Origin of the sequence: Streptomyces sp. NPDC007872 (assembly GCF_042868165.1) — a bacterium.
Taxonomy (GTDB): domain Bacteria; phylum Actinomycetota; class Actinomycetes; order Streptomycetales; family Streptomycetaceae; genus Streptomyces.
In genome coordinates this window covers 280,719-292,512 of record NZ_JBIAEA010000007.1, presented here as the reverse complement: position 1 = coordinate 292,512, position 11,794 = coordinate 280,719, and the positions used below count along the sequence as shown (strand labels likewise).

General features: G+C 75.0%; 10 protein-coding genes and 1 pseudogene. 6 read left to right on the top strand and 5 right to left on the bottom strand.

Annotated elements, in window-relative coordinates; translation table 11 throughout:
• Positions 1 to 88: 88 nt before the first annotated feature.
• The 4 genes and pseudogenes from ACFYNX_RS25235 to ACFYNX_RS25220 all read left to right on the top strand — a co-directional run.
• Positions 89 to 493, top strand: coding sequence for a recombinase family protein (locus ACFYNX_RS25235; protein WP_365540369.1), 405 nt, complete (start codon positions 89 to 91; stop codon positions 491 to 493).
• Positions 494 to 720: 227 nt separating this feature from the next.
• A complete protein-coding gene (locus ACFYNX_RS25230; RefSeq protein WP_388664324.1) occupies positions 721 to 2,970 on the top strand; it encodes a phage holin family protein in 2,250 nt (749 codons plus the stop codon).
• 408 nt (positions 2,971 to 3,378) lie between these two features.
• Entirely contained in the window at positions 3,379 to 3,759 is a 381-nt protein-coding gene (locus ACFYNX_RS25225; protein ID WP_388664322.1) for a hypothetical protein, read from the top strand.
• A 569-nt stretch (positions 3,760 to 4,328) separates the two neighbouring features.
• Positions 4,329 to 4,639: pseudogene (locus tag ACFYNX_RS25220) on the top strand (hypothetical protein); the annotation flags it as partial.
• Here ACFYNX_RS25220 and ACFYNX_RS25215 read toward each other — a convergent pair.
• A complete protein-coding gene (locus tag ACFYNX_RS25215) occupies positions 4,632 to 5,480 on the bottom strand; it encodes a helix-turn-helix domain-containing protein (protein WP_388664320.1) in 849 nt (282 codons plus the stop codon). The pseudogene ACFYNX_RS25220 and the gene ACFYNX_RS25215 overlap by 8 nt on opposite strands.
• A 102-nt stretch (positions 5,481 to 5,582) precedes the next feature.
• Here ACFYNX_RS25215 and ACFYNX_RS25210 point away from each other — a divergent pair, with 102 nt between their 5' ends.
• Complete coding sequence (locus tag ACFYNX_RS25210; protein WP_125664774.1) at positions 5,583 to 5,888, top strand: 4a-hydroxytetrahydrobiopterin dehydratase; 306 nt, start codon at positions 5,583 to 5,585, stop codon at positions 5,886 to 5,888.
• Between the two features lie 45 nt (positions 5,889 to 5,933).
• Here ACFYNX_RS25210 and ACFYNX_RS25205 read toward each other — a convergent pair whose 3' ends face one another.
• The 4 genes from ACFYNX_RS25205 to ACFYNX_RS25190 form a co-directional block, all read right to left on the bottom strand.
• Positions 5,934 to 6,398, bottom strand: a complete 465-nt coding sequence (locus ACFYNX_RS25205) for an RICIN domain-containing protein (protein WP_388664317.1) — start codon at positions 6,396 to 6,398, stop codon at positions 5,934 to 5,936.
• Between the two features lie 148 nt (positions 6,399 to 6,546).
• On the bottom strand, positions 6,547 to 7,341 hold the full coding sequence (locus tag ACFYNX_RS25200; RefSeq protein WP_388664542.1) for an aldo/keto reductase: 795 nt from the start codon (positions 7,339 to 7,341) through the stop codon (positions 6,547 to 6,549).
• 210 nt (positions 7,342 to 7,551) lie between these two features.
• Positions 7,552 to 9,375 carry an AMP-dependent synthetase/ligase gene (locus tag ACFYNX_RS25195; RefSeq protein WP_388664315.1) on the bottom strand — a complete coding sequence of 608 codons (1,824 nt, stop codon included), beginning with the start codon at positions 9,373 to 9,375 and terminating at the stop codon, positions 7,552 to 7,554.
• Between the two features lie 285 nt (positions 9,376 to 9,660).
• Positions 9,661 to 10,527: a LysR substrate-binding domain-containing protein gene (locus tag ACFYNX_RS25190; RefSeq protein WP_388664313.1), complete on the bottom strand. Its 867-nt coding sequence runs from the start codon at positions 10,525 to 10,527 to the stop codon at positions 9,661 to 9,663.
• Between the two features lie 213 nt (positions 10,528 to 10,740).
• Between ACFYNX_RS25190 and ACFYNX_RS25185 the strand changes: the two genes are divergently transcribed.
• The gene (locus ACFYNX_RS25185) at positions 10,741 to 11,781 is read left to right on the top strand and encodes a bile acid:sodium symporter family protein (protein WP_388664311.1); all 1,041 of its coding nucleotides are present in this window, start codon (positions 10,741 to 10,743) and stop codon (positions 11,779 to 11,781) included.
• The last annotated feature ends 13 nt before the right edge of the window (positions 11,782 to 11,794 follow it).

Genomic DNA, 11,794 nt, shown 5'->3' with positions numbered 1-11,794 from the left:
GGCCCTCCGTACCCCCGTAACGAGGGTAGATGTCCGGAGCGGCCGCCGGAGGATGTTCGGCCGCGGCTTCCCGCAGTAGGGTCCCTCCATGGACGACGTTCGGGTGGCGGCGATCGCCAGCCTCACCCCGCTCGAAGAGCTCGACAGCGAACCCTTCCTCGTCGACACGCGCGGCCAGCACGCGGTGTGCGCGCGCTGGGCCGAGGACAAGGGGTACGTGATCGCCCGCCAGTTGCTGTTCTACGGCATCCGGCCCGACCACGAGGCGCTGTGGGCGGACGTGGAGGCCGGCGCGGTCGACCTCTTCGTCGCGGCCAGCGAACGGGTCCTCGCCCGCGCGCTGACCTCGGTGACCGGCTTCCGCGCCGAGTGCGAGCGGCGCGGGGTGCGCCTGGAGACGGTCCGTCCCGACGAACCGGCGTACGACACGGCGGCCAAGGCCGGGGTGCACCGGCGGCTCTCGATGCCCACCGCCGGATACGACGGCTCCTGACCCCGCCGGGCCCGCCCGCCCTCCTCCGGTCCCGCCCCGGGCGTTGTGACACGCTTGGGGCAGGAAACGGCTGGAAGGCGAGGCGGACGAAGGGCGAGGCGGGCGTGGGTGACGGACGAGGGGGCGGCGCCGACCGCCAGGGGTCCGGGACGGGGCAACGGTCCGCGAAGGGCCGGTGGTCCACGAGAACGAGGGGCTGGCGGTCCGCGGGAGGCGCGCTGGGGCGCGTGATCGCGGTCTGGGCGGTCTCCACGCTCACCTTGCTCCTCCTCGCGGGGCTCCTCCCCGACTTCCAGCTCCAGTCCCCCGGCGGGGACAGCCTCACCCGCACCGCGATCACCGCCGCCTGGGCGGCGGGCGCCTTCGGTCTGCTCGGCGCGCTCGTCTGGCCGCTCCTCGTACGGGCCCTGCTGCTCGTCCCGGCCCTCGTCCTCGGCCTGCTCGGCTTCTTCCTCAACGGCTCGCTGCTGCTCGTCGCGCTCTGGGTCACCCCCGACGGGCGCGGCGCCGCCGACCCCGAGACCGCCGTCGTGGTCGCGGCCGTCATGTCCGCCGTCGCCTCCGCCACCTCCACCGGCCTCGCCGTCCGCGACGACGACGCCTACCGGCGCCGCCTCTACCGGCTCACCGGCCGCACCCGGCCCCGCGACTCCGGCGACGCGGCGGAGACCGTCCCCGGCACGGTCTTCCTCCAGCTCGACGGCGTCGGCCACCGCGTCCTGCGCGACGCCGTCGCCGACGGGCTCATGCCGACCGTCGCGGCCTGGCTGGAGGCCGGCCACCGGCTCACCCCCTGGCGCACCGACTGGTCCAGCCAGACCGGCGCCAGCCAGCTCGGCATCCTGCACGGCTCCAACGAGGACGTGCCCGCCTTCCGCTGGTACGAGAAGGACACCGGCCGGCTCATGGTGTCCAACCGCCCGGCCAGTGCCGTCGAACTCCAGCGGCGGGCGGTGTGCCGCACCGGCGACGGCGGGCTCCTCACCTTCGACGGGGCCTCCCGGGGCAACCTCTTCAGCGGCGGCGCCGACCAGCTCGCCCTCGTCCTGTCGGTGGCCGCCCGGCGCGGCCGCCGCAACCGCTCCCGGGCCGGCTACTTCGCGTACTTCTCCGACCCGGCCAACGCGGTCCGCACCGCCGGCTCGTTCGTCACCGAGTGCGTCCGCGAGGTGTGCCAGTCGGCACGGGCGAGGCTGCGCCGCGAGACCCCCGGGATCTCGCGCGGCGGCACGTACCCCTTCGTCCGCGCCTTCGCGACGGTCGTGGAGCGGGACGTGGTGGTCGCGGCGGTGATGGGGGACATGCTGGCGGGCCGGACCGCCGTCTACGCCGACCTCGTGGCGTACGACGAGGTGGCCCACCACTCCGGCCCGCACGGCCGGGACACCGACCAGGTCCTGCGCCGCCTCGACCGCGCGATCGCGCTGATCGCGGACGTCGCCGAGCACGCCCCGCGCCCGTACCGGATCGTGCTCCTCTCCGACCACGGGCAGAGCCCCGGCGACACCTTCGAGTCGGTGTACGGCCTCACGCTCAAGGACCTGGTCAGGGCCGGGTGCGGGCTGCCCGTGCCGCGCCGGGTACGGCGCACCCGCAGCGGTTCGGAGGCGCGGGACGCGGCCAGGGACGCGCTGCGCGGCGCGCTGCACCGGCCGGTCGACGAGCGCGACGAGACGGCGCGGGAGCTGTCCGCCAAGCCCTCCGAACCGGTGGTCCTCGCCTCCGGCAACCTCGGTCTCGTCTCCTTCCCGGACGTGCCGCACCGGATGACCCGGGAGGAGATCGACCGGCGCCACCCGGCGCTGCTCCGCACCCTCGCCCACCACCCGGGCGTCGGCTTCGTCCTCGTGGCGAGCGCCGAGCACGGCTCGGTGGTCCTGGCCGGCGACGGGACGGAGGTCCCGGTCGCCGAGCTGACCGACGACGGGCCGCTGGCCGTGTTCGGACCGGGCGCGGCGCGGGCGGTGCGGCGCACGGACGGCTTCCCGCACGTCGCGGACATCATGGTCAACTCCATGTACGACCCCGGGACCGGCGCCGTGCACGCCTTCGAGGAGCAGATCGGCTCGCACGGCGGCCTCGGCGGCGAACAGTCGGAGCCCTTCCTGCTCTCGCCGCCTGACCTCTCGCCGCCGGTCGGGGAGGACGGGGAGGACGGGGAGCTGATCGGCGCGGAACAGGTCCACCGGGTGCTGCGCCGCTGGCTGCGGGAGGCCTCGGGACCCCAGGTGCCGGTGGACACGCCTGCCGTTCCGGCGGTACCGGGAAAGCCGGAAGTAGGTCGGTCGGGAGCGGGAAGGCCGGAAGCGGGAAAGGCGGGAGCGGGAAAGCCGGAAGCGAGTCGGCCGGGAGCAGGAAGGCCGGAAGCGGGAAGGCCAGGCGGAGGGCCGGTCGACGGCGCCCCCGGCGGGCCCGTCCGCGGGCCGGTGCGCGAACCACCCGTGCACGAGCCCGTCGCACGGGACGAGAAGCGCTGATCCGGCGGTGCCCGCCGGTGCGGTGAACCCCGGAGGCTCGCGCGCGGGACCTGCCCGGCGGATCATGGCCGGGGCCGCGACGCCCTGCGATGTACCGCACCGGACGGGCGTCCCGCCCGGCCCCGATCCGCCGGACGGGCCCCGGGCGGAGCCGTCCGGCGGATCATGCCGGGCTCGCCGGGCCCGGCACGCCCGCCCCCGCAGTCCTCCGGACACGGGGGACGCTCCCCACCGCGTCGTCTCCGGTCGCCGACGCCCCGCGTCGGCCCCCTCCTCCGCCCTGCGATCGCACGCACCGGGCCCCGCTCCCCGATCCGGCCCGATCCGCCGGACGGGCCGTAGGCCGCCCGGGTGGATCTCGGCCCCCGGGCGCCGCGCCGGGACCCGTGCGGGGCAGTACGGATCTCCGTGAGCCCCGCGCCCGAGCCGACCGCAGCGCCCGCCGCCCCGGCGGGCCGCCGGGCGCGTCCGGGCCGCCACCGCCGGGTCGTCCTCCTCCTGGTCCTCGCCGCGCTGTTCGGCGCCGGGGCCCCCGCGCTGCTCTCCGGCGCCTCCCCGCTCCCCGCGGCGGCCGCCGCCCCCGCCTCCGACCCGGGCGGCGAGACCCACGACCAGGCCGCCGCCGACACCGCGCTCCCCGGCCGCACCCGACGGCACTGCGGAGGCCTGCGTCCCGCCGGGACCCGGCGGCGCCCCCGCGTACGCCGGGGACGCCGACGCGACCCGCTCCCCGCCCCCGTCCCCGCCTCGCGCGCGGACGCGCTCCGGTGCGTGGTGATGCGCTGCTGAGGGGCCCGTGCCCCTCCCGCAGTTCCCCATCACCCCCCTTCGCACCGCGAGGAGCTTCACCATGCCCGTCGATCCGTTCGCCGTCCTCCACGCCCTGATGAGGGCCGAGGCCTCCCGTGCCCGGCGCACCGCCCGGACCGCGCCCGAACCCGGCGTCCCGACAACGGAATCCGCCCCGACAACGGAATCCGCCCCGGCACCCGCCCCCGCTCCGGAACCGCCCGCGTCCCGGAACGAACCCGTCCGCTGACACCCGGGCACGGCCCGGCGCGGGCCACGGCGACATCCGACGTGCGGACCGGTGTCCGGAGGCGCGAGGACGATCCGACGACCTCGGCCGACCGGAACACCGGCCCCGACCGGCCCGCCGGGCCCGCGTCCGGCCCGGGCCCCGGCGCGGTGCCGGCTCCCGACGCGGTGCCGGCGCCCGCCGCCCCCCGCATTACCTCCCGCGTCATCGACCCCCCGCCCACCGCCCGGCATGCTCGGGGACACCGGAACCCGGGCGGCGCACTCCGTCCGGGCTCCGGGCCCACCACCCGCACGAACGCCCCGGAAGGTGATCCGCCATGTCCCAGGCCCCGCTCGCCGGACTCGCCCGCCCCACCCGCCCCCACACGGCGCTGCGCCGCTTCCTCGCCCTCGACGCCGCCGTCACCGGGGCCAACGGCGTCGCCTGGCTGGCAGCCGCCCGCAGCCCCCGGCGCCCGCCGTGAAGCTGGTCGTCGACGCCCACCTCCTGTGGGCCGCCCTGAGCGTCGTCGCCCTGGCGGCCTGGCTGGAGCCGACCACCGCCGGCCTGGTGTGGACACCGCTCCAGGCTGCCACCGTCGCCGGGTTCGCCCTGCTCCAGTGGACCGCCCTGCGGACCGTCAGCCGCCGGCGGAAGCCTCCTCGGCCTCCGCGAGCGACCGCAGGTACGCGGCCGTCTCCGGATCGGCCGGGATCAGCGTCTCGATGGCCAGCTCGGCGACCGTCACGTCCATCGGGGTGTTGAACGTCGAGATCGACGACACGAACGACAGCACCCGCCCGTCGTGCTCGATCCGCATCGGCAGCGCGAAGTACGGATACGGCTCCGCCCCCTCCGGTCCGCCCTCCGCCCCCTCCGGTCCGCCCTCCGCGCCGGGAGGCGGCGGATACGCCGCCACCTCCTCGTACAGCGCGCGCAGCGGCTCCGAGCGGACCAGGCCGATCTGACGCTCCATCTGGGACAGCAGATGGGCCCGCCACTCCCGCAGGTTCCGGATCCGGGGCGCCAGGCCCTCCGGATGCAGGGCGATCCGCATCGTGTTCAGCGGCGGGGTCAGCAGGTGCCCGGGCAGTCCGCCGAGCAGCAGGTGCACCCCCCGGTTGGCCGCCACCACCGTGTACGAGCCGTCCACCACGAGCGCCGGGTACGGCTCGTACCCCCGCAGCAGCCGCTCGACGCCCTCCCGGAGCGCCTCCAGGCGCGGGGCGTCGAGCGGCGACTCCGTGTACCGGGGGGCGTAACCGGCGGAGAGCAGCAGCGCGTTCCGCTCCCGCACCGGCACCTCCAGGTGCTCGGCGAGCCGCAGGACCATCTCCTCGCTCGGCCGGGAGCGGCCCGTCTCCACGAACGAGATGTGACGCGCCGACGAGCCCGCGCGCAGCGCCAGCTCCAACTGGCTCAACCGGCGCCGCCCCCGCCAACCGCGCAGCAGCGGCCCCACTCCCGTGTCGTTCACGACGGTCGTCATGGCCAGACGGTATCCCAGAGGGGCGGGCCGGGTACCTTTCCCGGGAACCCCCGCGCACCTTCACCACCGCCCGCCCGCCACCCCACCGGAGGGAGCACCGCCGTGCCCACAGAACCGCTGTCCCAGAAGGAGATCGAGGACCGTCTGCGGGAACTCCCCGGCTGGTCCGTCGAGGGCGACCGCCTCACCCGCGCCTACCGGCTCGGCGACCACTTCGCGGCGACCGCCCTCGTCGTCCACGTGGCGCAGGTCCAGCAGGAGCTGAACCACCACTCCGACCTGACGCTCGGCTACGACTCGGTCGCCCTCTCCGTCCACACCCACTCGGCGGGCGGCGCCCTCACGGAGAAGGACTTCGAACTCGCCGAACGCGTCGAACGGATCGCCCCCGGCCACGGCGCCCGCTGATCCGCCGACCGGCCCGGCCCACGGGCCGCACCACGCCCCCGGGACTCAGGACACCGGCTCCAACCGCCACCACTGGAACGGCGAGTCGGTGTCCTCCCACTGCCGCACGCCCCCGCCGTCCTCCTCCGAGCCGTCCGCCACCTCCAGGAACAGTCCGCTGACGAAGCTCACGAGGGCCACGGTGCCCGGCGACTGGAGGTCCTGCTCGATGATCCACTCCTGCGCGCCGAAGTTGTTCGCCCGCCACTGCTGGATGCGCGCGCCGTTCTCCGTGGACGCGTTCGCGACGTCGAGCCGTTTGCCGCTGGCCGCGTTGACCAGGTGGTGGAGCCCGCCGCCGTTCGGCACGGGCGCGATGTGCCAGTGCTGCCCGGGAGTTCCGCTCTCGGTGCCCTGCTGCACCTTCGCACCGGCCCGCGAGGACCCCTCGTACACCTCCAGGAGCAGCCCGCTTGCCACGTTCCGCACCCGGTAGACGCCCTCCTCCACGGGCCCCGGCGCACCGCTCACCGTACCGACTCCTCACGCTCCACCGACCGGTCGGGACGCACCGCGTCCCCGGCCCCCACGGGCCGTCACCGACCCTACGCCCGGGGTACGACAACGGGCGCCGGAGCCGTCGGAACGGCCCCGGCGCCCGTCGGCGCCCCGCGCGGGGTCAGGCGCCGGCGTTGAACTCCGCCGGGTTCGGGCCGAGGCGCCGGTTCTCGTCGAGGGCGGCGATCCCGGCCAGGTCCTCGTCGTCCAGCTCGAAGCCGAAGACGTCGATGTTCTCGCGGATGCGCGAGGGGGTGACCGACTTCGGGATCACCACGTTCCCGAGCTGGAGGTGCCAGCGCAGCACCACCTGGGCCGGGGTCCGGCCGTGCTTCTGCGCGATCGCGACGATCGCCGGGACCTCCAGGAGGCCCTTGCCCTGGCCGAGCGGCGACCACGCCTCGGTCGCGATGCCGTACCGGGCGTGCGCCTCGCGCGAGGCCTGCTGGGAGAGCTGCGGGTGCAGCTCGATCTGGTTGACGGCGGGCACGACCGACGTCTCGCCGATCAGCCGCTCCAGGTGCTCCGGGAGGAAGTTCGACACGCCGATCGCCTTCGCGCGCCCGTCCGCGAGGATCTTCTCGAACGCCCGGTACGTGTCGACGTACGCGTCCTTCGCCGGCACCGGCCAGTGGATCAGGTACAGGTCGACGTAATCGAGGCCCAGCTTGTCCAGGGAGGCGTCGAAGGCGCGCAGCGTCGTGTCGTGGCCCTGCTCGCTGTTCCACAGCTTGGTGGTGACGAACAGGTCCTCGCGCGCGATCCCGGACGTGGCGACGGCGCGGCCGGTGCCCTTCTCGTTCTCGTAGATCGCGGCGGTGTCGATCGAGCGGTAGCCGGCCTCCAGGGCGGTCGCCACGGCCTTCTCCGCCTCGTCGTCCGGCACCTGCCAGACGCCGAAGCCGAGCTGCGGCATCGGCACGCCGTTGTTCAGGGTGACCTGGGGAACCTTGCTGTCCGTGCTCACGTGAGGGAGATCCTTACGTCGTGTGGTCGTACGGGGGTACTCCCAGCGTCAACGATCACGGACCGCCCCGCATTCCGCGACGGACGTCCCGGTTGCCCGGGCCCCGCACCCGCACCGGCCGCGCCCCCGCACACCGGCGCCGGCCGGTCCCGCCCCGCCTCAGCCGTACAGCGCCGCGACCTCCGTCGCGTACGCCCGCTCGATCGCCCTCCGCTTCAGCTTCAGGGAGGGGGTGAGCAGCCCGTGCTCCTCGCTGAAGGGGTGCGCCAGGATGCGGAAGGTCCGGATCGACTCGGCCTGCGAGACCAGCGTGTTCGCCGCGACCACGCCCCGCCGGATCTCCGTCTCCAGGGCCGGGTCGCGCACCAGCTCGGCCGGGGCGAGCGGCGGCCGCCCCTGCATCGCGAGCCAGTGCTCCACCGCCTCCTGATCGATCGTCACCAGGGCGGCCACGTACGGCCGGTCGTTGCCGACGACGATGCACTGGGCGATCAGCGGATGCGCCCGCACCCGCTCCTCCAGGGCGCCCGGGGCGACGCTCTTGCCGCCCGACGTCACCAGGATCTCCTTCTTCCGGCCGGTGATCGTCAGATAGCCGTCCTCGTCGAGGCTGCCGATGTCCCCGGTGGCCAGCCAGCCGTCGCTGAGGACGGCGGCGGTCGCCTCCGGGTCGTTGAGGTAGCCGGAGAAGACCTGGCCGCCATGCAGCCACACCTCCCCGTCCTCCGCGATGTGCACCGTCGTCCCCGGCACCGGCTGTCCGACCGTGCCGTACTTGATCCGCTCCGGCGGATTCGCCGTGGCGGCCGCCGAGGACTCCGTGAGCCCGTACCCCTCGAAGACCGTGACCCCCGCCCCCGCGAAGAAGAGGCCCAGCCTGCGGTCCATGGCCGAACCGCCCGACATCGCGTGCCGGACCCGCCCGCCCAGGGCCCCGCGCACCTTCCCGTACACCGTCTTCTCGAAGAACTGGTGCTGGACGCGCAGCGCCGCCGACGGCCCCGGCCCGCGCCCGAACGCCTTCTGCTCCAGCGCCTCCGCGTACGCCACCGCCACCTCCACCGCCCTGTCGAAGGGGCCCGCCCTCCCCTCGCCCTCCGCCCTGCGCCGGGCCGCGTGGAATACCTTCTCGAAGACGTACGGCACGGCCAGGACGAAGCTCGGCCGGAAGGCCGCCAGGTCGGGGAGCAGTTCGGCCGCCGCCATCACGGGCTGGTGCCCCAGCTTCACCCCGCCCCGGACCGCCGCGACCTCCACCATCCGCCCGAAGACGTGCGCCAGCGGCAGGAACAGCAGCGTCGAGGCCTGCTCCCCGGGGCGGGAGCGGAACACCGGCTCCCAGCGGCCCGTCACCATGTCCGTCTCGAACATGAGGTGGGAGTGGGTGATCACACAGCCCTTGGGCCGGCCGGTCGTGCCCGACGTGTAGATGACCGTCGCCACCGTCTCGGGGGTCACCGCCCGCCGGTGCCGGTGCACGACCTCCTCGTCGATGCCGGCCCCCGCCGCCGTCACCTCCTCCACCGCGCCCGCGTCCAACTGCCACAGCCGCCGGAGCCGGGGCAGCCGGTCGACCACCGAGCCGATCGTCATGGCGTGGTCCTCGTGCTCCACCACGCACGCCGTGACCTCGGCGTCGTGCAGCATCCAGAGGACCTGGTCGGCCGAGGAGGTCGGATAGACCGGCACGGGCTGCGCGCCCAGCGTCCACAGGGCGAAGTCGAAGAGCGTCCACTCGTACCGGGTGCGGGCCATGATCGCGACCCGGTCGCCGAACCGCACCCCCTCCGCCACCAGCCCCTTCGCGAGGCCCAGGACCTCGTCCCGGAACCGGGCGGCCGTCACGTCCCGCCACTCCCCGTCCGGGCCCTTGCGGCCGAAAGCGATCCGGTCCGGGTCGGCCAGGGCGTGTGCGAACACGGCGTCCGCCAGACCGCCGACCTGAGGCGCCGCCTCGACGGGCGGCACGGTGAACTCGCGCACTGACCTGCTCCTCGACGGCTCGATGGCTGAAAAAGCCCGTTGGTCGCTCTCCGTACGGCGCGGGCGACGGTACCCCACCCGCCTGCCCGGCGGGAGGACCTTCACCAAGCCGGGACATTCGCCGTTCCCACAGGTCAGAATGGGTGGAGGAGCCAAGTCGGAAGCGCGGCGGGGGGATTGCGTACCGGGCGGTACGTCCGCCGGGCGCGAATCTCCACGGAATCTGTACGGAGCGCTCACGGCGGACCCCCCGCGCGGCGCGCCCGTACGGAACCGGCGGCTCCGTCAGCGGGGGCGGTGCAGCCGGTCGCCGCCCGCCAGGATCGCCTCCGCGAGCGCGTCGGCCGCCTCCTGCGCCTCCCCGCCCCGGCGCCCCCTCCGCAGCACGAAGCCCACCTCGCCGAGGTCCGGCAGGCCCGCCCGGGCCGGCACCGGGACGAGCCCCGGCGGCACCAGGCCCCGGGTGTGCGCCATCACCCCGAGCCCCGCGCGGGCCGCCGCCACGTTCGCGCTCAGGCTGGAGCTCGTGCAGGCGATCCGCCACGCCCGGCCCTGCGCCTCCAGGGCCTCCAGGGCCCGCGCCCGGGTGATCCCCGGCGGCGGGTACAGGATGAGCGGCACCGGCCGGTCCGGTTCGAGCCGCAGCCCCGGCGACCCGATCCAGATCAGGGAGTCCTCCCAGACGAGCCGGCCCCCGCTCTCCGTGCCCCGCCGCTTGGCCAGGATCAGATCGAGCCGGCCGGCCGCGAGCCGCGCCTGGAGCACCCCCGACAGCTCGACCGTCAGCTCCAGATCGACCTCGGGGTGCTCGCGCCGGAAGGACTCCAGGATCTCCGGCAGCCGGGTCGTCACGAAGTCCTCCGACGCGCCGAACCGCAGCCTTCCGCGCAACCGCGTCCCGCCGAAGAACGCCGCCGCCCGCTCGTGCGCCTGCAGGATCGTCCGCGCGAAGCCGAGCATCGCCTCGCCGTCCTCGGTCAGCTCCACGCGGTGCGTGTCCCGGCTGAAGAGCGGCCGCCCGGTCGCCTCCTCCAGGCGCCGCACGTGCTGGCTGACGGTCGACTGGCGCAGCCCGAGCCGGTCCGCGGCCCGCGTGAAGCTCAGCGTCTGGGCCACGGCGAGGAAGGTGCGCAGTCGGGCGGGCTCGTACACGGGCCGAGGTTATCGCGGTGCGTGATGACAGTCAGAGCGCTGTACGGGATTCCCGATCACCGGGCCGTGGAGCAGGATGGACGCACCCGTACTCGTGCCGGTCTCGTGCCCGCACGCGTACTCGTCCCGCACCCGTACCTGCACTCGTGCCCGTACCCGTACGTGCCCCCGCCCCCGCGCCCCGTCCGCCGCAGCACACAGACAGTGGAGCCCATGACCCCCCGCACCACCGGCCGTGCCCCCCGCCTCCTCTCCCGGCTGCCCGTCGACGGGTACGTCCTGGCGCTGCTCGGCACGGTCGTCCTCGCCGCGCTCCTGCCCGCCTCCGGGACCGCCGCGACCGTCGCGGAAGGGGCGTCGACCGGGGCCGTGGCCCTCCTCTTCTTCCTCTACGGGGCCCGGCTCTCCACCCGCGAGGCCCTCGACGGCCTCCGGCACTGGCGGCTCCACCTCACCGTCCTCGGCTGCACCTTCCTGCTCTTCCCGCTCCTCGGTCTGGCCGCGCGCGGCCTCGTCCCCGCCGTGCTCACGCCCCAGCTCTACGGCGGGCTGCTCTTCCTCTGCCTGGTGCCGTCCACCATCCAGTCCTCCATCGCCTTCACCTCGATCGCCCGCGGCAACGTGCCCGCCGCGATCTGCGCCGGCTCGTTCTCCTCCCTCGCCGGCATCGTCCTGACCCCGCTGCTCGCGGCGGTGCTCCTCGGCGGCGGCGCGGGCGGCCTCTCCGCCGACGGGATCCTGAGGATCGTCCTCCAGCTCCTCGTGCCGTTCCTCGCGGGCCAGTTCCTGCGCCGCTGGGTCGGCGGCTTCCTGGTCCGCCGCAAGAAGGTCCTCGGACACGTGGACCGGGGCTCGATCCTGCTCGTCGTCTACACCGCTTTCAGCCAGGGCATGGTCGCCGGCATCTGGCACCTGGTCACCCCCGCCCGGCTCGGCCTGCTCCTCGCGGTCGAGGCCGTCCTGCTCGCGGCGATGCTGGCGGTGACCTGGTACGGGGCCGGGCGCCTCGGCTTCGACCGGGCCGACCGGATCGCCATCCAGTTCGCCGGCTCGAAGAAGAGCCTGGCGGCCGGGCTCCCGATGGCCAGCGTCCTCTTCGGCCCCCAAGCATCCCTGGCCGTCCTCCCGCTGATGCTCTTCCACCAGATGCAACTGATGGTCTGCGCGGTCATCGCGAAGCGCCGCGCCCACGACGGCGAACCGACCGCCCCGGAACCCCACGCGCAGCCCCTCCCGGCGGCGAAGGTCCCGTAGGCCGGATCACACC

Coding starts and splice junctions, on each gene's coding strand:
- ACFYNX_RS25235 (WP_365540369.1), top strand. CDS start 89: ATGGACGACGTTCGGGTGGCGGCGATCGCCAGCCTCACCCCGCTCGAA.
- ACFYNX_RS25215 (WP_388664320.1), bottom strand. CDS start 5,480: ATGACGACCGTCGTGAACGACACGGGAGTGGGGCCGCTGCTGCGCGGT.
- ACFYNX_RS25200 (WP_388664542.1), bottom strand. CDS start 7,341: ATGCCGCAGCTCGGCTTCGGCGTCTGGCAGGTGCCGGACGACGAGGCG.
- ACFYNX_RS25185 (WP_388664311.1), top strand. CDS start 10,741: ATGACCCCCCGCACCACCGGCCGTGCCCCCCGCCTCCTCTCCCGGCTG.